The sequence below is a fragment of the Agathobaculum sp. genome (assembly GCF_022775115.1).
GTDB lineage: Bacteria > Bacillota > Clostridia > Oscillospirales > Butyricicoccaceae > Agathobaculum.
Map to the genome: position 1 here is coordinate 1 of NZ_JALFLA010000083.1, position 18,496 is coordinate 18,496.

Here is an 18,496-nt window from a genome sequence, read left to right on the forward strand (position 1 = left end):
GAATGCGTTTCTCGATATAGTGCGTGTTAATGGTGATGAGGGTACACCTGTTCCCATTCCGAACACAGTAGTTAAGCTCATTTACGGTGACAATACTTGGCTGGAGACGGCCCGGGAAGATAACTCAGCGCGCACATAAAACGCCGATCCATATGGGTCGGCGTTTTGCTTTTGGATATTCTATGCATTTTTTGTGCGTTTCGGCCTTGCTAAGATTTTCTCTCCCGTATAGCCTCCCTTTGATGCATATGATATGATAAATATATATGCAGCCATTACGCATAGGGGGCTTGGAATGAATAAGATACTGAAGGAAAAACTCAGCGAAGCGCTGTCTTCGGTGCTGCCAATCACGTTGATCGTTTTGGTATTGAGCGCCACGGTGGCGCCCATGCCTGTGGGTACGCTGGCGCTGTTCTTGACTGGCGCGGTGATGCTGATTGCCGGTATGGCGCTGTTTTCTCTGGGGACCGATGTCTCGATGACACCGATGGGCGAGGGAATCGGTGCGCAGCTGCCCAAGACTAAGAATCTCGGTGTAGTGATTGGATTGACGCTGCTGATCGGCGTTTTGATCACGATTGCGGAGCCTGATTTGCAGGTCTTGGCCGGGCAGGTGCCATCCATTCCTAACGCGGTGCTGATATGGACGGTGGCAGGCGGTGTCGGGCTGTTTTTTGTGCTGGCGATGCTGCGGACATTGTTTCGCATTCGCCTGTCCCTGCTGCTGTTCGTGTTTTATATTGGAGTGTTTACGCTGTCGGCTTTCGTGCCGAATGAGTTTGTGTCCGTGGCGTTTGACTCAGGTGGCGTGACTACTGGCCCGATTACCGTGCCGTTTATCATGTCGCTCGGCATCGGTCTTGCGTCTATCCGCGGCGACCGCGATGCACAGGATGACAGCTTTGGTTTGGTCGCACTGTGCAGTATCGGCCCTATTTTGGCCGTGCTGCTGCTCGGCATTTTTTTTCGCGGGGGAAACCCAAGCTACACGCGGGTGACTGTGCCCGATATACAGGATACCCGGCAGGTGGCGCAGATCTTTTTGCATGGTCTGCCTGAGTACATACGCGAGGTCTGCTCAGCGCTGCTGCCGATTATCGTGTTCTGCGCGGTATTCCAGCTGGTATTCCGCCGTTTCCACCGCTTGCAGATGGAAAAGATCGGCGTCGGCTTTGGCTATACCTTCATCGGCCTAGCGCTGTTTTTGACGGGCGTCAATGTGGGCTTTATGCCGGCCGGCCATTTTCTGGGGCGTCAGCTCGCGCTGAGCGGTCATAGCTGGATATTGCTGCCGCTCGGCATGTTGATTGGTTATTTTCTCGTCACGGTCGAGCCTGCGGTGCATGTGCTCAACCGGCAGGTCGAAGCGATCACAAAGGGCAGTGTCTCTCAACGTGCGATGATGCTTAGCCTGTCAATCGGCGTAGCCTGCTCGGTCGGTTTGGCCATGCTGCGCGTGCTGACCGGCATTTCGATCTATTGGCTGTTGATCCCGGGCTATACGCTCGCACTTTTGTTGACGCTCTTTGTGCCGCGTATGTTCACAGGCATTGGGTTTGACTCGGGCGGCGTGGCCTCCGGCCCGATGACGACGACCTTTCTGCTGCCCTTTTCGATGGGTGCCTGCGAAGCGTTGGGCGGCAATGTTCTGACGGATGCGTTCGGCGTGGTGGCCATGGTTGCTATGACGCCGCTCTTGACGATTCAGGCATTGGGTGTATTATATAAGAGGAAGCAGCGCCGCGCGGAGACGGCAGAGATGGCCGTCGGCGCGGGCGAGGACGAGATCATTGTATTGGAGGAGGGCGTACCGCATGAGTGAGTATCAGCCCCAAATGGCCGCACATGGCGCGATCAATGTGATGGTCGCGGTGGTTGATTCGGCGCAGGGCAAAAAGGTGCTGGAGCTGTGCCGACAGGATCATGTGCTGCTCGATCTGGTATGCCGGGGACACGGCACCGCGCACAGTGAGATGCTCGACCTGCTCGGCATCGGCGAGACAGCTAAGACGATCATCCTGTGCCTGACAAGCGCGCCGCAGGCCAAGCGGCTGCTGACGCGGCTGGGGCGTGAGCTGGAAATGCGCTACCCGGGGCGCGGCATTGCGTTTTCCATGCCGGTGACCGGGATCGGCATGCGGTGGCACAAGCTGCTGACACAGGCGGACGGGAAGGAGGACTCGTGTGTGAACAGTGCGGACAAAGCATGTGGCTATGCTATGGTGGCTGTCATCATGGAGCAGGGCTATACCAACCTTGCGATGGAGGCGGCGCGCAAGGCGGGCGCGCGCGGCGGCACAGTGATCTCGGCGCGCGGCATTGCCGAAAACGAGGTCGAAAAATTCTTCGGCATTGAGATACAGGCGGAAAAAGAGGTGCTGTTTCTGGTCGTCAAAAGCGAGGAAAAGCAGACGGTCATGACCGCGATCATGAAGGCGGTGGGCATGAACACCAAAAGCCATGGTATCGTTTTGTCGCTGCCGGTCTCTGATGCGATCGGGCTGGCGGACTGAACAAGAGGAACACAAGGGAGCGGCGCTGCGGTGCCGCTCTCTTTTTATACCGTGCGGCGGCATACAAGATATAGTGGGCGGCAGGCTGCACGCTATTTGGTGGTTTTTTCCACCCCGCGGACGTATCCACAGTGCGTCCACAGCGCTATGCACAGTGCGGCGGTTGTCCACAGTAGGCTATGCACACTGTCCACAGCGTGGTTTGGAAAAAGTTCAGAGGATTTCACAAGATAGGAACTGATTTTCTTGCAAAAGCACCAAAAAGCCGGAAGCCTCTTGACATTGGCCGGCTGCGGGGGTAGAATATTAGTTACAAGCACAAGATATGGTGCAGAAAAAGATGGAAAACTACGAAATTTAGTAACTGCCGCAGCCGGTGATGGATACAGAAGGGAAAGACAGCTATGATCCAGCAGATCGTGAAACGGGATGGACGCATCGTCCCCTTTGAAATGGACAAGATCGCAAACGCGATTTTCGGCGCGGCAAAGGCTTCGGGCGGGCAGGATTATCAAATGGCGCTCGCACTGGCCGAACAAGTCGAAAAAATGCTCGAAAACGCCGCCGGAAACGACGCGCCCACGATCGAGCAGATACAAGATACAGTGGAGAAGGTGCTGATCGAAAGCGGCCACGCACGCACGGCCAAAAACTACATCCTCTACCGCAATGAGCGTACCCGGATGCGTGAGATGAACACTCGGCTGATGAAGGTGTACGAGGACTTGACCTTTCAGTCCTCGCTCGAGAACGACGTCAAGCGCGAGAACGCCAATATCGACGGCGATACCGCGATGGGTACCATGCTCAAATACGGCTCGGAGGGTGCAAAGCAGTTTTATGAGATGTTCATCCTCGATGCCGCGCACGCGGAAGCGCACCGCGCAGGTGATATCCACATCCACGATCTGGACTTCTTGACGCTGACCACGACCTGCTGTCAGATTGACTTGCTGCGGCTGTTTGAAGGCGGCTTTTCGACCGGCCACGGCTTTCTGCGTGAGCCGAACGACATCCGCTCCTACGCCGCGCTGGCCTGCATCGCCATCCAGTCCAACCAGAATGACCAGCACGGCGGCCAGTCGGTGCCGAACTTTGATTACGCAATGGCGCCCGGTGTGCGCAAGACCTTCCGCAAGCTGTTCCGCAGCAATCTGGCCAAGGCACTTGCGGTGTTCGGTGCGGACGAGAACAGCGAGGTGGATGCCGATGCGCTGACCCGGCGCGTCGAGCGCGAGACCGGCACATGGGTCTGCCTTGCGGGCGGAAACGGCTATGACGAGGCGGTCACTGCCGCGCTTACCGAAACACTGGACGAGCAGACGGCGCGCCGCTGTGTGCGCTTTGCCCGCAAATACGCCGATCAGGAGACGCGCGGCGCCACCTATCAGGCGATGGAGGCGCTGGTGCACAACCTGAACACCATGCACTCGCGCGCAGGCGCGCAGATTCCGTTCTCCTCGCTCAACTACGGCACGGATACCTCGCCCGAGGGGCGGCTGGTCATCGAGCAGCTGCTGCACGCGACCGAGGCTGGCTTGGGCAACGGTGAAACGCCGATTTTCCCGATCCAGATCTTCAAGGTTAAGGAGGGTGTCAACTACAACGAGGGCGAACCGAATTACGATTTGTTTAAGCTGGCCTGTTTGGTGTCGGCCAAGCGGATGTTTCCGAACTTCTCCTTTTTGGACGCACCCTTCAACAAGCGCTACTACAAGCCCGGCCATCCCGAGACCGAGGCGGCCTACATGGGCTGCCGCACCCGCGTCATCGGCAATGTGTACGACCCGGCGCGCGAGATCGTCAACGGCCGCGGCAACCTGTCGTTTACGTCTATCAACCTGCCGCGCATCGCGCTGAACACCGGAAAGGTGGACGAATTTTACCGGGAGCTTGACCGCAAGATAGATTTGGTCATCGAGCAGCTATTGAAGCGCTTTGACATACAGAGCCAAAAAAAGGTGCGCAATTACCCCTTCCTGATGGGAGAGGGTATCTGGCTGGACGCGGACAAGCTCAGCCCGGATGACACAGTGGGCGAGGTGCTGCGGCATGGCACGCTGACCTGCGGCTTCATCGGTCTTGCGGAGTGCCTGAAGGTACTGACTGGCAAGCACCACGGCGAGAGCGACGAGGCGCAAAAGCTGGGGCTTGCCATCATCAGCCACATGCGCGCGCGCATGGACGAGGCCGCAGCGCAGTACAAGCTTAACTTCTCGCTGATCGCCACCCCGGCGGAGGGACTGTCCGGCCGCTTTGTCAAACTTGACCGCACGCGCTTTGGTGAGATTAGCGGCGTGACCGACCGTGCATATTACACCAATTCCTTCCATGTGCCGGTGTATTATCCCATCTCGGCGTTTGATAAGATCACGCGCGAAGCACCTTATCACGCGCTGACCAACGGCGGCCATATCAGCTATATCGAGCTGGACGGCGACCCGACGCAAAACCTCGAAGCGTTTGAGACGATCGTGCGCGCGATGAAGGAGGCCGGCATCGGCTACGGTGCAATCAACCACCCAATCGACCGCGATCCGGTATGCGGCTACACCGGCATCATCGGCGAGACCTGCCCCCGCTGCGGACGGCGCGAGGGTGAGGGGGTGCCGCTCTCCAAGCTGCAAAAGCTGGGACTGTACAAGCATCTCAATAGCACAACGCTCGGCTATCATGGCGACCCGGCGGAGGAATCCGACCGCCAGCCCAACGAGCTGAAGATCGTGAAAAAATGAGGAATATGAGGAGGAAACCTGTCATGGAGAACAAGGAGATCTTGATCGGTGAGGGTGTGGGCTTTGAGCGCATCCGCCGCATCACCGGCTATCTGGTGGGCACGCTCGACCGCTTTAACAACGCCAAGCGCGCCGAGGTGCTTGACCGCGTGGGGCATGAGACCGACAGCCACGTGCTGGAGGATAAGCATACCGCCTGATGAAAGGCAGTATACGCATTGCAGGGACGGTCGGGGAGTCGATCGTCGATGGGCCGGGGCTGCGCTATACGCTGTTCACACAGGGCTGTCCGCACGGCTGCCCGGGTTGCCACAACCCACAGACACATGATTTTTCCGGTGGGCAGCTGGCCGAGCTGGACGCGCTGCTGCGCGATATGTGCCGCAATCCGCTCATCGGGGGCGTCACCTTTTCGGGTGGGGAGCCGTTTTGCCAGCCGGTGCCGCTGTATGAGCTGGCGGTCGAGCTGAAAAAGCGTGGCAAGCATCTGATGGCCTACTCCGGCTACACATGGGAGGAGCTGTTGGCGTTGCCTGATCCGTTTGTGCGCAGGCTGCTGTCCCAGCTTGATTTGCTGGTTGACGGCCGATTTGTCGAGTCGGCGCGCGATATCGGGTTGCGCTTTCGCGGCAGCGCCAACCAGCGTGTGCTGGATGTACCGCGCTCGCTCGCGGCGGGCGCACCTGTTTGGGACGAACGATACCGATAAAAAAACCGCCTGACGGCGGTTTTTTCTTATGCTTATTCGGTTTGTGGCCGGTCAACCGCGCAGATGATATGCAGCAGCTGTTTGCCCTGATAGTGCTTGACGGCGCGCCCCACCGGCCGCAGGCCGCAGGCGGCAGCCACATGCAGCGAGGGGATGTTGCTCGGCTGGATGAGCGCAACGACGCGCTCGGCGTGCAGGCAGTCGAACGCATAGGACAGCATGGCCTGCGCACACTCGTTGCCGTAGCCCTGCTGCCAGCGGTCACGGCGGACGATATAGATCAGTCCGAGACCGGTCTCGCCGTTTGCAAGCGGCTCGTGCAGCAGCCCGGCCAGCGCAATCAGCTCGTCGGTAGTTCGGTCGAGCGCGGCAAAGCAGCCGCAGCCATCCTCGCGGTAGCGGCGAAGCATATCCGCGATCCAGTCGCATACTTCATCATAGCTGAAGCCATGCTGCCATGCATACATGGTCTGTGCGTCGCCCAGAATGGCGGCGACGGCCATAAAGTCATCCGCCCGCAGCCTGCGAAAGCGCAGACGGGTGGAGGAGGTCTCAAAACGCTGTCGTTCCATTGCGGTCTCTCCGTGAAAATGGTGCGCCGCGCCGTGCTTTGCCCGGCAGACTGCCTGTCGCGCCCCTTACTTTGTGCCGAAGATGCGGTCGCCCGCGTCACCCAAGCCGGGGATGATATAGCCGTGGTCGTTGAGCTTTTCGTCGATCGCAGCAACAAAAATATCAACGTCCGGATGGGCTTTCTGCACGGTCTCGATGCCCTCGGGCGCGGCGATCAGGTTCATCAGCTTGATATGCTTGACGCCGCGCCGCTTGAGCCCGTCGATCGCGGCGACAGCCGAGCCGCCGGTGGCCAGCATCGGGTCGAGCAGCAGCACGTCGCGCTCGTCGATATCGCCGGGCAGCTTGCAGTAATACTCGATCGGCTGGAGGGTTTCCGGATCGCGGTACAGGCCGATATGGCCGACCTTTGCCGCAGGGATCAGCTCAAGCATACCCTCGACCATGCCGAGGCCGGCGCGCAGGATGGGGACGAGCGCGATCTTTTTGCCGGAAATGACCTTGACCTTGGCCGGGGCGACCGGCGTTTCAATGCCGATCTCCTTGAGCGGGAGGTCGCGGGTCGCCTCATAGCACATCAGCATGGCGATTTCGGCGGTCGCCTCGCGGAACTCCTTGACGCCGGTGGTCTTATCGCGCATCAGGCTGAGCTTGTGCTGGATCAGCGGGTGATCCATTTCGTGAACGGTTGCCATCATCATCAATCTCCTTTATCCTGTTTGTCCGTTAAGCTGCTTTAGGCGCTCGCGCTCGGCCTGCGGGCGGCGCAGATAGAAAGCGTCGAGCTGCTGCGGCGCGCAGGCCTGACCGGCCGCCAGCAGCGGCAGCGCTGCCGCCGCCACACCGTAGCCGGTGGGATAGCGCAGCTCAGGCGGCGCGGGCATCAGGCCGGCGCAGCGCTCTTTGAGCATATTATAACACAAATCGGCTCCGTCTCCAACCAGAAAATACGCCTCCTGACCGATTTCTTCGGCTAGCGCGGACAGCTTCACCGCGCGGTCGCCGCACAGGCGGCGGGGCACGCCGTCCTGAACAGCGAACAGGGCGTTGTACACCTGCCCGGCGCGGGCGTCCATCACGCAGCACAGGCGGCCGCCAAGGGCGCGCGCGCCGCAGGCCATGGCCGCAAGGGTGGAAACACCGATGCAGGGCTTGTCCGCCCCCAGCGCCAGCCCCTTGACCGTTGCCGCGCCGATGCGCACGCCGGTGAACGAGCCGGGGCCGTGCGCGACGGCAAGCGCGTCTACCTCGTCCAGCGACACGCCGCAGTTTTGCAGCAGGCTCTCCACCATGGGGAGCAGCGTGCGCGAGTGAGTCAGCCCGCAGTTTTGAAAGGACTGGGCGATCAGCCGGTCGTCTTCGGTCAGCGCGACCGAGGCGGAGACAGCCGAGGACTCAAAGGCCAGTATCCTCATACATCGCCCTCCTCAAAGGTGACTATACGGTCATTATTGCTGTTTCCGTATGCAATGTGCACGGTTTTGCGGTGTGCGGGTAGGATACCCGCCGCATTTTCGCTCCATTCGATCAGCACGATCGCGCTGCCGTCGAGGTATTCATCAAAGCCGGTGTCAAGCAGGGCTTGGCTGTCCGGGATACGGTAGAGGTCACAATGCACAACGCGGCCGTGGGGGGTGTCGTACTCGTTGGCGATGGCGAAGGTCGGACTGGTCACGCGCCCCGGGTAGCCGAGACCGCGCAGTATGCCGCGCGTGAGCGCTGTTTTGCCCGCGCCGAGGTCGCCCGAAAAGGCCACCACATCACCGGGGACGAGCGACTGTGCCAGCCGTGCGCCAAGCGCTTCAGTCTCCTCGGGGGAGTGGGTCGTAATTTCCATCCAAACACTCTTTTCTGTGCGCAGAGATTTTTGTTATGATGCCGCGCGGCAGGCGGTTGCCTGTGCATCGCCGGGGGCAAAAGTGTGCAATATGCGCATGCAAACAGTATACCACGGCGGGACAAAAATGGCAAGGCGGTGCGCCGGTACGCCCTTTTATCCTTAGTATTGATATTGGGTAGTTGCCAATCTTATTTGGCACTTTGCACAACGTCCTCGACACAGAACGGGCAACCCATAAAAACAGGGCCGCCCTACAAATGTAGGATTTATTTTTCAATCACAAGTTCTTTGCAAACAATTATGTACACACCGGAGTCAACATTTTGCACATAAGCCTTGTACTGATCAATGTTTCTAGTAAATTCCCCATCAAAATCAAATATATTTAATATGTCAGCTTCATCATCTGCATCGTAGCTGTAATCGCCCTCCAGCAAGCATATTTCTTTCCGCCTTAAAAAAATGCCATGCATGATTCTGTTTATCGTTTCTTTGTCATCAAAACAATATAGACCACCTGCTTCACAGCCTATAAAACTATCGAAAAAATTTACTCTGAAATCAATTCCGGCTACATCTTTAAATTTTATTTTTACCTTAACTTTCTCGCCCTTTGTCTCATCATGCATTTTCGATACGATGATCACCTTTGAGCCGATTTTTTTGTTGCAAGGTTTGACTTCAATTTTAGGTATTCTAGCATCAAAGTTTGCCAAGATTCGTTTCGCTTTTATCATTATTATTACTCCATCAATTCCGATTTGCCGTGTTTATCATCATACGCCTAAACCCGCCCGCAACAGCATTTCGGGCAAAAGGGACCGCCGGTATGCCGGATGGCAGGTAAAAAACAGGACTGCCGCGCTGTAGAGAGGCGGCACTCCCGTCGGAGGGGGATCAGGCTGCGGCTTCGGCCGCGTCCAGCAGGGTGATCTCGCAGGAAAGGATGTGTTCAGCCGCGCTGCCCTCGGCCAGCACGAGCGACAGCGTGTGTGAACCGGGTGCGGCATCCGCCGGCAGGGTGAGCGTGTAGGCGCTGGTGGCCGCGCCGCTGTCAATGCGGAAAAGCGGATTGGAGAAACCCGGGATGGGCTGTCCGTCCAACTGCCACGAGGCCGAGACGCGCAGCGAGGACAGCGGTGCGTCGGCGGCGATGACCGCCTTGACCGGGATGGATACCCCCGGATAGCAGGTGACTGCGCTCGGGTTCAGATAGCCGCCAAGCGTCAGCGCAGTGTGTTCCAGCGGCAGCGTGACCGTACCGGTGCGCTCGGCGCCATCCGGCATGGTAAGCGTGAGCGAGATGGTCAGCGTGTCGCCTTCGGTGCCGTTCGGCACATACTGAAGCGTAGATACACGGCCATTTTTGGCATAGAAGTTGTCGTTGCCGTATCCGGGCACGGGGTTGCCGTTGATATACCACCGTGCCTTGCAGTAGTACACGGCGGTCAGGCCGGACAGGTCGGCGGTGACTGTTATCGGCGCAAAAGTGCGGGCGCTGCCCGACGGAGAGAGCGTGACCTGTGTGGCGGCGCGTGAAGCGTCCCGCCGCGCGATTTCGGCAAAGCCGAGGTCGAGCAGCTGGGCAGAGTCCGAGATGCGCGTGGCGCGGCTGTTCGCGTTCATGGCGATCGCAATGACGCGCCGTCCACCGCGCACGGCGGTGCTGGACAGGCAATAGCCCGAATCCCCGAAGGTGCCGGTCTTAAAGCCGTCCGCCCCGGCATAATTGCCGCCAAGCAGCGTGTTGCCGTTAGTGTAGGTTTTGCCCTCAAAGGTGACGCTGGATTGCGCGGTATAGCGCAGCACCGCGGGATAGGTGTCGATAAAATGCCGGGTCAGCTTGGCTTGGGAGCGCGCGGTGATCTTATTGGGACCGCAGCCGTGTACATTGTAGTACACCGCGTCCAGACCGAGCTGCTGCGCGGTGGCGTTCATGCGCGAGACAAAGGCGGCTTCGCTGCCCGATACTGCCTCGGCCAGCGCGACACACGCACCCGAGGCCGAGGGGACGTGCAGCAGCGTAAGCAGCGTGTCGACCGAGTAGCTGGATTGGGTCAGCGGCACGGAAAGCGGATAGTTCGCGTTTTTCGAGATGGCGGCGGCGTTGGCGCTGATCGGCACTTGGGTGTCGAGCGTCAGCGTGCCTTTTTCCAGCTCCTGATGGACGATGTAGCTGGTCAGCACCTTGGTCATCGAGGCCGGGGTGCGGCGCAGGTCAGCATTCTGCTCATAGAGTGTCTCGCCGGTGTCCGCATCCATCACATAGGCCGAAGTGGCCGTGATCGAAAGGGCAGCGGCAAAGGAGATCGGCTGCAGGCACAGCACGCTACACAGCAGCACACAGCAGGCGCGGGAGATGCTTCATGGGGTATCCTCTCTTTCTCTACTTTTGTAGTACAAGAAAAGTATAGCATATCCTGTCGCCTATGGCAACAAATTGTCGTATTTGGTAGAAAGTAGCATGTGCCGCACATCCACTCACAGGTCGAGCGAGAGCTGACGCTCGGCCAGATTAACAATATCCAGCCCACCCTGCCGCGCCATGCGCACGGTTTGTGCGGTGCCGCCGGGGCGGCCGTCGTAGTAGCAAATCAGCAGCGAGGAGGACTCGACCATAAAGCGGTTGCGGGCTGCATAGCAGCCGGTGTGGTAGGCGCGCGCGAGCGAATAGACGCGGTCGGCCGTGAGCAGGCAATGGTTGAACACGCGCTTCCACGCGGGCGGGAAGCGGTCGGCCTGCTGGTCGAACGGCACGGCGCACAGCAGTGCGACCGGCAGCCGCTCACGTGCGCGCAGCACGGCTTCGGCCGCCCAGAGGTCAAAGCCGGTTGACATACCGGACAGAAAACGGGTGTAGCCCCGGCTGGCTGCGTGCGCGACCGCGCGGTCAAGCGCCGCGCACAGCGCGGACACAGCCGCGGTGTCGTTTGCGGGAAAAGGCATTTTTTCGACGCGGTAGCCTGAAAAACAGCAGGTTGCGGCGCGGTGATCGTTCATAATACGCTCCCTCCCAAAAAGAACAAATGTTCTAATTCGATAGTATACACCCATCTCCGGCAAAACGCAAGTTGTAAATCAGTTAAAAAGCTGATAAAATAATAATAACATAAGGGAAGGGGGCGCGGCATGAACGGGCAGAACCGGCTGTATTATCTGGTCAAACGCATGACTTACCGTTATTTTTCGGACGGTATCTCGCAGGCGGCAGCCGAGCTGTCGTATTTTCTGCTGTTTTCGGTTTTTCCGCTGCTGATGTTCTTAAACGCGGTGCTCGCGCAGCTGGACATCTCGATCGAGAGCATCGAGCCGGTACTCGAAATGCTGCCCAAGAGCCTGCAATCGCTGCTGCGCGGCTATTTGCTGCAGCTGACCGGCACACCCGCGTTCAGTCCCAAGCTGATCGGCATCGGCCTGAGCCTGTATTTTCTGTCGCGCGCGGTGCGCTCGATGATGCGCACGGTAAACGATATTTACCACGTTGAGGTATCGCGCGGCATCGTTATGGATGTGCTGATTTCGGTGGGCATCACGGCGGGCTTTTTGGTTTCGGTCGTGTGCAGCTTTGTGCTGGTGGTAACGGGCAAAACGCTGCTGCGTCTGCTGCGGCAGTATCTGCCCATCCCGGAGCCGACGCTTGAGCTGACGCATGGCGCGGGCTTTTGGGTGATGATCGCTTTTATTTTTGTATTTTTGATGCTGTTTAACAAGATCGTGCCCAACCTGCATCTGAAATTTCGCGAGGTATGGCCGGGTGCTTTGTTCTCGCTGGTGGCGTGGATACTGGTTTCGTGGGTGTTTTCGTTTTATGTGGACAATCTGGCGCGGTATTCGGTGCTGTATGGTTCGCTCGGTGCGATCATCGTACTCATGCTGTGGCTGTATCTGGTCAGCATCATCCTGCTGATGGGGCCGCAGCTCAACCACACGCTGGTCGTCATGCGGCTGTACCGGCTGGAAAACCAAAAGCATTGGGATTGAGCAGGCTTATCCGCCGGCCGAAACGGCGGACAAACGACATAAGGAGGACGGAAAAATGAAGGTCGTAGCGATCAATGGTTCGCCGCGAAAGGGCGGCAACTGCGCGCAGATGCTGGAGGTGCTCGGCGGGGTGCTCGAGCGGGAGGGGATCGCGTTTGAGGTCTGTCAGCCGGGCGCGGGGGTGCGTCCGTGCATGGCGTGCTACCACTGCTTGGATCACGGCACGCTGCGCTGTGTGCAGGAGGACGACGGCGTCAATGACATCATCGCCAAGTGCATCGAAGCGGACGGTATCGTGCTGGCCTCGCCCGTGTACCACGGCGGCATCGCGGGCGGCATGAAGTGTGTGCTCGATCGGCTGATGCTGGCCGCAGGCTGTGGAGACAACCAGCTGCACCACAAGGTGGGCGCGGCGCTGTGCACGCTGCGCCGCTCGGGCGGTATGGAGACCTACCAGCAGCTGCTCGGCACGATGAACGCGATGGAGATGGTGCTGGTCACCTCGGATTATTGGAACGCCGTGCACGGCGCGGAGATCGGTGAGGCCACGCGGGACGTCGAGGGCGTTGAGGTGGTCGAAAAGCTCGGCCGCAACCTTGTGTGGATGCTCCGGGTGATCGAAAAGGCCGGCATCGCGCCGCCCGAAACGCACCACCGCACGATGTTCAATTTCATCCGCTGACCAAAGCGGCCCTTCCGCCTGCCGGGAGAGCCGCATCCTTTTACACGCATGAGCGCGGGCGGGAATTAACGGATTGTTAACATGACCGCCAGCAAAAGGCTCTTGCGGCCTTGCGCCATTCCCGATACAATAAGAACAGGGATTACACCATGTGGTATGATTGCGACAAAGGAGGACACAGAATGACGGTAGAGCACGATATCTTATCGGTAACGCCGCGCGTGGAAGCGCTGGCCGCGCTTTGCAGGGCGAACAGCCGCATCGACGAGCAGCTGTACAGGGATTATGACGTCAAGCGCGGCCTGCGCGATATCGAGGGGCGGGGCGTGCTGGCGGGACTGACCAATATTTCCGACATCATCTCCCAAAAGGAGATAAACGGAGAACGTGTCCCATGCGAGGGCGAGCTGTACTACCGCGGCATCAATATCCACGATTTGGTGGACGGCTTTATGCGCGAGGGGCGCAAGGGCTATGAGGAGGTCGCCTATCTGCTGCTGTTCGGCGAGCTGCCGAACGCGAAGCAACTGATAGACTTCAAAAGCCTGCTGGCGCAGGGGCGCACGTTGCCGACCAATTTCACGCGCGACGTGATCATGAAGGCGCCGACGCATGATATGATGAACAGCCTGTCACGCAGCGTGCTCACGCTGGCCTCGTATGACAATACGGCGGACGATATCAGCCTGCCAAACGTGCTGCGGCAGTGCCTGATGCTCATTTCAGTCTTCCCGATGCTGGCGGTCTATTCCTACCATGCATATAACCACTATACCTGCGGCGGCAGCATGTATATCCACTACCCGTCGGATAGCCTGTCCACCGCGTCCAACTTTTTGCGTATGCTGCGGCCGGACATGCAGTACACGCCGCTCGAAGCGTCGGTGCTCGACTTGGCGCTTGTGCTGCATATGGAGCACGGCGGCGGCAATAACTCGTCCTTTACGACTCATGTGGTCACCTCGTCCGGCACGGATACCTATTCGGCGATCTCGGCGGCGCTCGGCTCGCTCAAGGGGCCAAAGCACGGCGGCGCGAACTACAAGGTCGTGCAGATGTTCGACGACATGAAGCGCAGCGTGACCGACAACCGGGACGACGAGCAGGTGGCCGTTTACCTGCGCCGCCTGCTGCGCCGCGAGGCATTTGACGGCAAGGGTCTGATCTACGGCATGGGTCACGCGGTGTATTCGATCTCCGACCCGCGCGCGCAGGTGTTCCGTTCCTTTGTCGGCAAGCTGGCGCACGAAAAGGGTAGGGACGAGGAGTTTGCCCTGTATGAGGCGGTCGAGCGGCTTGCGCCGCGGGTCATCGCTGAGGAGCGCAAGATTTACAAGGGCGTTTCGGCCAATGTGGACTTCTATTCGGGTCTGGTGTATTCGATGCTTGGCCTGCCGCCCGAGCTGTACACCCCGATGTTCGCCACGGCGCGCATCGTAGGCTGGAGCGCGCATCGGCTCGAGGAGCTGATCAACACGGACAAGATCATCCGTCCGGCCTACCGCTGCGTCCTGCCGGCGAGCGCGTATACGCCGCTCGATGCGCGGTAAGGCAGCGGTGAAAAGGAGGTGCGCGGGATGCAGCAAGCAGAGCTGACGATCGGCGGCATACCCGCCGTGCTGTACGGCGGGGAGGGAAGCGGCGTTTATCTCTATGTGCACGGCAAGCACGGGCGTAAGGAGGGGGCCGCCGCGCTGGCTGATATCGTCTGCCCGAAGGGCTGGCAGGTGCTGGGCATCGACCTGCCCTGCGACAGCGCGCAGACAGAGGGGGACGAGCTTGTGCCGTGGCAGGTCGTGCCCGCGCTGCGTGCGGTTATGGACTACGTCCGGGGACGCTGGACGCGGGTCGCGCTGTACGCGGTCAGTATTGGCGCATGGTTCAGCCTGCTGGCGTTTGCGGACGCGCGGCTGGAAAATTGCCTGCTGGTCGCACCTATCGTCGATATGGCGCGGCTGATTGAGGGCCGGATGGCCGCGGCGGGTGTGTGCGCGGATGAGCTGCGCGCGCGCGGCACGATCGAAACCGCATCCGGGCAGGCGCTGTCTTGGCGGTATTACAGCTATACGCAGGCGCATCCAGTCACGCAGTGGCCGCATCCGACGGCCATTTTGTACCCGGGGCAGGACGAGCTGACCGACCGGGATACGGTCGCGTCCTTTGCAGGCTGCTTTGGCTGCGAAGTGACCGTGCTGGAGGACGGCGCACACTGGCTCCATACAGACGAGCAGCTTGATTTTCTGCGCGCGTGGAGCGAGGCGCACACCGCCCCGGCGGACGCGGTGGAGGTGGTCGCCGCGCTGATTTGGCAGGACGGCCGCCTGCTTGCCTGCCAGCGCCCGGCGCATAAGGCGCGCGGCCTGCTGTGGGAGTTTGTCGGCGGCAAGGTCGAGCCGGGAGAGAGCCGTGAGCAGGCGCTCGCGCGCGAGTGCCGCGAGGAGCTGGATGTGGAAGTCGAAGCGCGGGATGTGTTCATGGACGTGACGCATACCTATCCCGATTTGACCGTGCATCTGACGCTGTTTAACGCGGTCATCACCGCCGGTACGCCGCAAAGGCTTGAGCATCACGATATCCGCTGGCTGCGCGTGGACGAGCTGGACGATTACCCGTTCTGCCCAGCGGATAAGGATATTTTAGAAAGGCTGAAGCAGAATGATACGCCCTATTATGAAGGATGAAGCCTTCCTTGCCCAGCCTTCTGCGCCCGCGACGCAGGAGGATCTGCCCGTGGCGCACGACCTGCTGGACACGCTTGCGGCGCACCGGGAGGGCTGCGTGGGCATGGCGGCCAACATGATCGGCGTGCGCAAGCGTATCATCGCCTTTGATGACGAGGGCGGCTATACGGTCATGCTCAACCCGGAGATCGTCCGCCGCGCCGACCGGTATGAGGCCGAGGAGGGCTGCCTGTCGCTCACGGGCGTGCGCCGCGTGCAGCGCTGGCGTTCGATCAAGGTGCGGTATCAGAACATGGCGTTCCAGACCCGGCTCAAGACCTTCACCGGCTGGACGGCGCAGATCATTCAGCATGAGCTTGACCACTGCGATGGTGTGCTGATATGACCGGCAGTGAGGTGCGGCAGCGCTTGCTTGCCATGCAGGATACTGGCTATCAGGCCTTCCAGCAGCGGCTGCTGCCAACGCTCGCGCCGGAGACCATCCTCGGCGTACGCGCACCCGCGCTGCGGGCTCTGGCGCGCGCGCTTGTGCAGGAGGGCGGCGCGGAGGAGTTTATGCGCGCCCTGCCGCACCGGTATTGGGAGGAAAACACGCTGCATGGCTATCTGATCGCGCAGCTGCGGGTGTATGATGAGGTTCTGGCTGCGCTGGATGTGTTTCTGCCCCATGTAGACAACTGGGCGACCTGCGACCAGCTGCGGCCTCAGGTGTTCCGCACACGGCGTCCGCCGCTGGACAAGATACGCGGCTGGATGGACGCGAAACACGCCTTTACAGTGCGCTTTGGCATAGAGATGTTACAGCAGTATTATCTGGACGAGGCATTCGACCCGGCCTATCTGGAGTGGGTGGCTGCGCTGCGCTGCGAGGAGTATTATGTGCACATGATGGTCGCGTGGTTTTTTGCCACGGCATTGACCAAGCAGTACGAGGCCGCCCTGCCCTATCTGCGCGCGCGGCGGCTGGATCGCATAACGCATAATAAGGCCATCGGTAAGGCAATTGAAAGCTGCCAGATCGCGGCCGCGCGCAAGGATGTGCTGCGCGGGCTGCGTTGGAAGCAGGATGAGGACGCGGAGTGAGCGTAGCCATGGGGGTCGAACATCAGAAAAAGGAGCCGTTTCGCAGAGGCGAGACGGCTCCTTGCTTTTCGGAGATTTTACTGGGGGATAGGGGGCTGCATGGCGGGGGGCGCGTTCTGCTCCTCGCTGAAGGTGGGCATCGACGGCATCCGGCGCGGCTCCGGCGGGCGGATGTCCATAGCCGGGTTGAACGCATAGTAGTTTTTGGCATCCAGATTATCCTGCACGATGCGCAGGGCGTCGCCAAAGCGCTGGAAATGCACGACCTCCCGCGCGCGCAGGAACTTGAGCGGATCGCGCACATCCGGGTCGTCGATCAGGCGCAGCAGGTTGTCATAGGTCGTGCGAGCCTTTTGCTCTGCTGCAATCGCACAAGTACAACATCGGTAGTTTACAACACGACAGAACAGGCAATTCCTACATATCTCATCGCTAGACGTTTACTTTGTAAACGTCTTTTTATTTCGCAATAATATAGCGTTGTTCGGATAAAGATTAGCGGGGTATGCCACATATATTATTGAGAAGTAAAAAGTAACAGATTCTTATACTTTTACAAAACGGAGGATGAAAATTATGAGTAAAAAAAGTATGTGCGGTATTCTGTATACCAATAATGAATATACCCCGGTATATTGCGACACCAGTACAGGGGAGTGTTATTTCAGAGATCCTTTTATGGGTGACATGCGCCTGCTTTCCGAAATATCTATTGATGATCCGGTAGATATTGATTATCCGAGTACTCTATCTGATATGGTTGCTGGAGAGTATGACGAATGCATTGGCGTTATCTTTGACGGGGAGCAAGTTCTATGTATCCTGAGCGAGGATAGGGCAGTGTATCGAGACGCTAGCGACCTAGCTACCGATGTGGGTGAAGTCTTCTATATTGACATTTACCAAGACTACGATGGTGACATTGAGGATGTGTGATGCGTAATGTTCTCCTATGACGATAAAAGCAGGGTACTGAAGATTCAGAAGATACCAGAGCCAGAGATGGAGATGAATCTTGTCGAGTATCAGAAACAGTCTTATGAGCAGTTCTTGAGTAAGACAGTTACGACGGATTTGGATGACCTGGTGACAGTTATGCAGGACAGTTTACCCGTATCTGCTGTAGAGGGTAAGTTTTGTGTGAAGGGGCTACAAAGAAGCGGATATCAGCGGGAGGTCAAGAAGCAGACCTCCCGCTATTACTCTGTCCGGGCGATATTCAAGATTGACGGCGTCCAGTATCCTCCGGGAGTAGACAGTCCAGAAGACTATGGGGCTATAGAGGTTCTGAGGATACCTCACATGGATGATGATGCTATTCTCAATGTCGATGGTGCCCGTAGAATACTCCTTATGCAGTTGGTGGCTGCGGAGCGTGTCTCCTAAACGAAGAAATCCCATTCAGCCTAATTGAGCAGATGGAGTAGAGATCATGTAGGGTGGAGAGTGGCGTTTTGGATGTTATAAAATGCAGACTAAGTATTTGTGCAATATTATCGATTGATTTGTTGATAAGTCCGCACTATACTGGTATCGCAAAAGATAGAAGCATTACTTTATGAAAGGGTTAAAATGGAGGCGTTACTGGTGAGGGCATCTGCTACTGTACTCAGCAACAATATCCTAATGAGGGGTAAGCAAGATGACGAGGAAATAACACCTATGAAACTTCAAAAGCTTTTATACTATGTTTGTG

19 protein-coding genes, 1 rRNA gene and 2 pseudogenes are annotated in these 18,496 nt (G+C 58.5%); 14 read left to right on the forward strand and 8 right to left on the reverse strand.

The window, feature by feature from the left end; all coding sequences use genetic code 11:
- Positions 1–19: 19 nt before the first annotated feature.
- The 6 genes and pseudogenes from rrf (at position 20) to nrdG (ending at position 5,960) form a co-directional block, all read left to right on the forward strand.
- Positions 20–136: ribosomal RNA gene (gene rrf / locus MR935_RS09950) — 5S ribosomal RNA — on the forward strand.
- 159 nt (positions 137–295) lie between these two features.
- Entirely contained in the window at positions 296–1,825 is a 1,530-nt protein-coding gene (locus MR935_RS09955; RefSeq protein WP_290573143.1) for a DUF1538 domain-containing protein, read from the forward strand.
- Positions 1,818–2,516 carry a P-II family nitrogen regulator gene (locus MR935_RS09960; protein WP_290573145.1) on the forward strand — a complete coding sequence of 233 codons (699 nt, stop codon included), beginning with the start codon at positions 1,818–1,820 and terminating at the stop codon, positions 2,514–2,516. Before MR935_RS09955 ends, MR935_RS09960 begins: the two co-directional genes overlap by 8 nt.
- A gap of 404 nt (positions 2,517–2,920) precedes the next feature.
- Positions 2,921–5,251 (forward strand): anaerobic ribonucleoside triphosphate reductase, encoded by a 2,331-nt coding sequence (locus MR935_RS09965; RefSeq protein WP_290573147.1) that lies wholly within the window; start codon positions 2,921–2,923, stop codon positions 5,249–5,251.
- A 62-nt stretch (positions 5,252–5,313) separates the two neighbouring features.
- Positions 5,314–5,451 (forward strand): annotated as a pseudogene (gene nrdD, locus MR935_RS09970) (anaerobic ribonucleoside-triphosphate reductase); the annotation flags it as partial.
- Positions 5,451–5,960 carry an anaerobic ribonucleoside-triphosphate reductase activating protein gene (nrdG, locus tag MR935_RS09975; protein ID WP_290573151.1) on the forward strand — a complete coding sequence of 170 codons (510 nt, stop codon included), beginning with the start codon at positions 5,451–5,453 and terminating at the stop codon, positions 5,958–5,960. The pseudogene nrdD and the gene nrdG, both read left to right, overlap by 1 nt.
- A gap of 32 nt (positions 5,961–5,992) precedes the next feature.
- Here nrdG and MR935_RS09980 read toward each other — a convergent pair whose 3' ends face one another.
- From MR935_RS09980 to MR935_RS10010, 7 genes are all read right to left on the reverse strand, one after another.
- Entirely contained in the window at positions 5,993–6,532 is a 540-nt protein-coding gene (locus MR935_RS09980; protein ID WP_290573153.1) for a GNAT family N-acetyltransferase, read from the reverse strand.
- A 66-nt stretch (positions 6,533–6,598) separates the two neighbouring features.
- Positions 6,599–7,228, reverse strand: coding sequence for a uracil phosphoribosyltransferase (upp, locus tag MR935_RS09985; RefSeq protein WP_290573178.1), 630 nt, complete (start codon positions 7,226–7,228; stop codon positions 6,599–6,601).
- Between the two features lie 15 nt (positions 7,229–7,243).
- On the reverse strand, positions 7,244–7,948 hold the full coding sequence (gene tsaB / locus MR935_RS09990) for a tRNA (adenosine(37)-N6)-threonylcarbamoyltransferase complex dimerization subunit type 1 TsaB (RefSeq protein WP_290573155.1): 705 nt from the start codon (positions 7,946–7,948) through the stop codon (positions 7,244–7,246).
- The gene (tsaE, locus tag MR935_RS09995) at positions 7,945–8,370 is read right to left on the reverse strand and encodes a tRNA (adenosine(37)-N6)-threonylcarbamoyltransferase complex ATPase subunit type 1 TsaE (protein WP_290573157.1); all 426 of its coding nucleotides are present in this window, start codon (positions 8,368–8,370) and stop codon (positions 7,945–7,947) included. The genes tsaB and tsaE overlap by 4 nt, the downstream gene beginning before the upstream one ends.
- Positions 8,371–8,639: 269 nt before the next feature.
- Positions 8,640–9,110 carry a hypothetical protein gene (locus MR935_RS10000; RefSeq protein WP_290573159.1) on the reverse strand — a complete coding sequence of 157 codons (471 nt, stop codon included), beginning with the start codon at positions 9,108–9,110 and terminating at the stop codon, positions 8,640–8,642.
- 160 nt (positions 9,111–9,270) lie between these two features.
- Positions 9,271–10,716: a D-alanyl-D-alanine carboxypeptidase family protein gene (locus MR935_RS10005; protein WP_290573161.1), complete on the reverse strand. Its 1,446-nt coding sequence runs from the start codon at positions 10,714–10,716 to the stop codon at positions 9,271–9,273.
- Between the two features lie 138 nt (positions 10,717–10,854).
- Positions 10,855–11,373 carry an SLOG family protein gene (locus tag MR935_RS10010; protein WP_290573163.1) on the reverse strand — a complete coding sequence of 173 codons (519 nt, stop codon included), beginning with the start codon at positions 11,371–11,373 and terminating at the stop codon, positions 10,855–10,857.
- Between the two features lie 129 nt (positions 11,374–11,502).
- Between MR935_RS10010 and MR935_RS10015 the strand changes: the two genes are divergently transcribed.
- From MR935_RS10015 to MR935_RS10040, 6 genes are all read left to right on the forward strand, one after another.
- The gene (locus MR935_RS10015) at positions 11,503–12,354 is read left to right on the forward strand and encodes a YihY/virulence factor BrkB family protein (protein WP_290573165.1); all 852 of its coding nucleotides are present in this window, start codon (positions 11,503–11,505) and stop codon (positions 12,352–12,354) included.
- Positions 12,355–12,409: 55 nt separating this feature from the next.
- Complete coding sequence (locus tag MR935_RS10020) at positions 12,410–13,036, forward strand: flavodoxin family protein (RefSeq protein ID WP_290573166.1); 627 nt, start codon at positions 12,410–12,412, stop codon at positions 13,034–13,036.
- 182 nt (positions 13,037–13,218) lie between these two features.
- Positions 13,219–14,586, forward strand: a complete 1,368-nt coding sequence (locus MR935_RS10025) for a citrate/2-methylcitrate synthase (protein WP_290573168.1) — start codon at positions 13,219–13,221, stop codon at positions 14,584–14,586.
- 27 nt (positions 14,587–14,613) lie between these two features.
- Positions 14,614–15,717: an NUDIX domain-containing protein gene (locus MR935_RS10735; RefSeq protein ID WP_320767111.1), complete on the forward strand. Its 1,104-nt coding sequence runs from the start codon at positions 14,614–14,616 to the stop codon at positions 15,715–15,717.
- The gene (locus MR935_RS10035; RefSeq protein WP_290573170.1) at positions 15,692–16,102 is read left to right on the forward strand and encodes a peptide deformylase; all 411 of its coding nucleotides are present in this window, start codon (positions 15,692–15,694) and stop codon (positions 16,100–16,102) included. The genes MR935_RS10735 and MR935_RS10035 overlap by 26 nt, the downstream gene beginning before the upstream one ends.
- Positions 16,099–16,800: a DNA alkylation repair protein gene (locus MR935_RS10040; RefSeq protein ID WP_290573172.1), complete on the forward strand. Its 702-nt coding sequence runs from the start codon at positions 16,099–16,101 to the stop codon at positions 16,798–16,800. Before MR935_RS10035 ends, MR935_RS10040 begins: the two co-directional genes overlap by 4 nt.
- A 173-nt stretch (positions 16,801–16,973) precedes the next feature.
- Here the strand turns inward: MR935_RS10040 and MR935_RS10045 are convergent.
- Positions 16,974–17,168: pseudogene (locus MR935_RS10045) on the reverse strand (manganese catalase family protein); the annotation flags it as partial.
- A gap of 208 nt (positions 17,169–17,376) precedes the next feature.
- Here MR935_RS10045 and MR935_RS10050 point away from each other — a divergent pair.
- Positions 17,377–17,736 carry a hypothetical protein gene (locus MR935_RS10050; RefSeq protein ID WP_290573174.1) on the forward strand — a complete coding sequence of 120 codons (360 nt, stop codon included), beginning with the start codon at positions 17,377–17,379 and terminating at the stop codon, positions 17,734–17,736.
- Positions 17,737–17,742: 6 nt separating this feature from the next.
- The gene (locus tag MR935_RS10055) at positions 17,743–18,186 is read left to right on the forward strand and encodes a hypothetical protein (RefSeq protein WP_290573176.1); all 444 of its coding nucleotides are present in this window, start codon (positions 17,743–17,745) and stop codon (positions 18,184–18,186) included.
- The last annotated feature ends 310 nt before the right edge of the window (positions 18,187–18,496 follow it).

What these genes read in the sequence shown, in the direction of transcription:
- MR935_RS10025 (WP_290573168.1), top strand. Translation starts at nt 13,219, where the DNA reads ATGACGGTAGAGCACGATATCTTATCGGTAACGCCGCGCGTGGAAGCG.
- nrdG (WP_290573151.1), top strand. Translation starts at nt 5,451, where the DNA reads ATGAAAGGCAGTATACGCATTGCAGGGACGGTCGGGGAGTCGATCGTC.
- MR935_RS10040 (WP_290573172.1), top strand. Translation starts at nt 16,099, where the DNA reads ATGACCGGCAGTGAGGTGCGGCAGCGCTTGCTTGCCATGCAGGATACT.
- MR935_RS10035 (WP_290573170.1), top strand. Translation starts at nt 15,692, where the DNA reads ATGATACGCCCTATTATGAAGGATGAAGCCTTCCTTGCCCAGCCTTCT.
- MR935_RS10050 (WP_290573174.1), top strand. Translation starts at nt 17,377, where the DNA reads ATGAGTAAAAAAAGTATGTGCGGTATTCTGTATACCAATAATGAATAT.
- MR935_RS10000 (WP_290573159.1), bottom strand. Translation starts at nt 9,110, where the DNA reads ATGATAAAAGCGAAACGAATCTTGGCAAACTTTGATGCTAGAATACCT.
- MR935_RS09960 (WP_290573145.1), top strand. Translation starts at nt 1,818, where the DNA reads ATGAGTGAGTATCAGCCCCAAATGGCCGCACATGGCGCGATCAATGTG.
- MR935_RS10020 (WP_290573166.1), top strand. Translation starts at nt 12,410, where the DNA reads ATGAAGGTCGTAGCGATCAATGGTTCGCCGCGAAAGGGCGGCAACTGC.
- MR935_RS10055 (WP_290573176.1), top strand. Translation starts at nt 17,743, where the DNA reads ATGTTCTCCTATGACGATAAAAGCAGGGTACTGAAGATTCAGAAGATA.
- MR935_RS09980 (WP_290573153.1), bottom strand. Translation starts at nt 6,532, where the DNA reads ATGGAACGACAGCGTTTTGAGACCTCCTCCACCCGTCTGCGCTTTCGC.
- MR935_RS10015 (WP_290573165.1), top strand. Translation starts at nt 11,503, where the DNA reads ATGAACGGGCAGAACCGGCTGTATTATCTGGTCAAACGCATGACTTAC.
- MR935_RS09955 (WP_290573143.1), top strand. Translation starts at nt 296, where the DNA reads ATGAATAAGATACTGAAGGAAAAACTCAGCGAAGCGCTGTCTTCGGTG.
- MR935_RS10010 (WP_290573163.1), bottom strand. Translation starts at nt 11,373, where the DNA reads ATGAACGATCACCGCGCCGCAACCTGCTGTTTTTCAGGCTACCGCGTC.
- MR935_RS10735 (WP_320767111.1), top strand. Translation starts at nt 14,614, where the DNA reads ATGCAGCAAGCAGAGCTGACGATCGGCGGCATACCCGCCGTGCTGTAC.
- MR935_RS09965 (WP_290573147.1), top strand. Translation starts at nt 2,921, where the DNA reads ATGATCCAGCAGATCGTGAAACGGGATGGACGCATCGTCCCCTTTGAA.
- tsaE (WP_290573157.1), bottom strand. Translation starts at nt 8,370, where the DNA reads ATGGAAATTACGACCCACTCCCCCGAGGAGACTGAAGCGCTTGGCGCA.
- tsaB (WP_290573155.1), bottom strand. Translation starts at nt 7,948, where the DNA reads ATGAGGATACTGGCCTTTGAGTCCTCGGCTGTCTCCGCCTCGGTCGCG.
- upp (WP_290573178.1), bottom strand. Translation starts at nt 7,228, where the DNA reads ATGGCAACCGTTCACGAAATGGATCACCCGCTGATCCAGCACAAGCTC.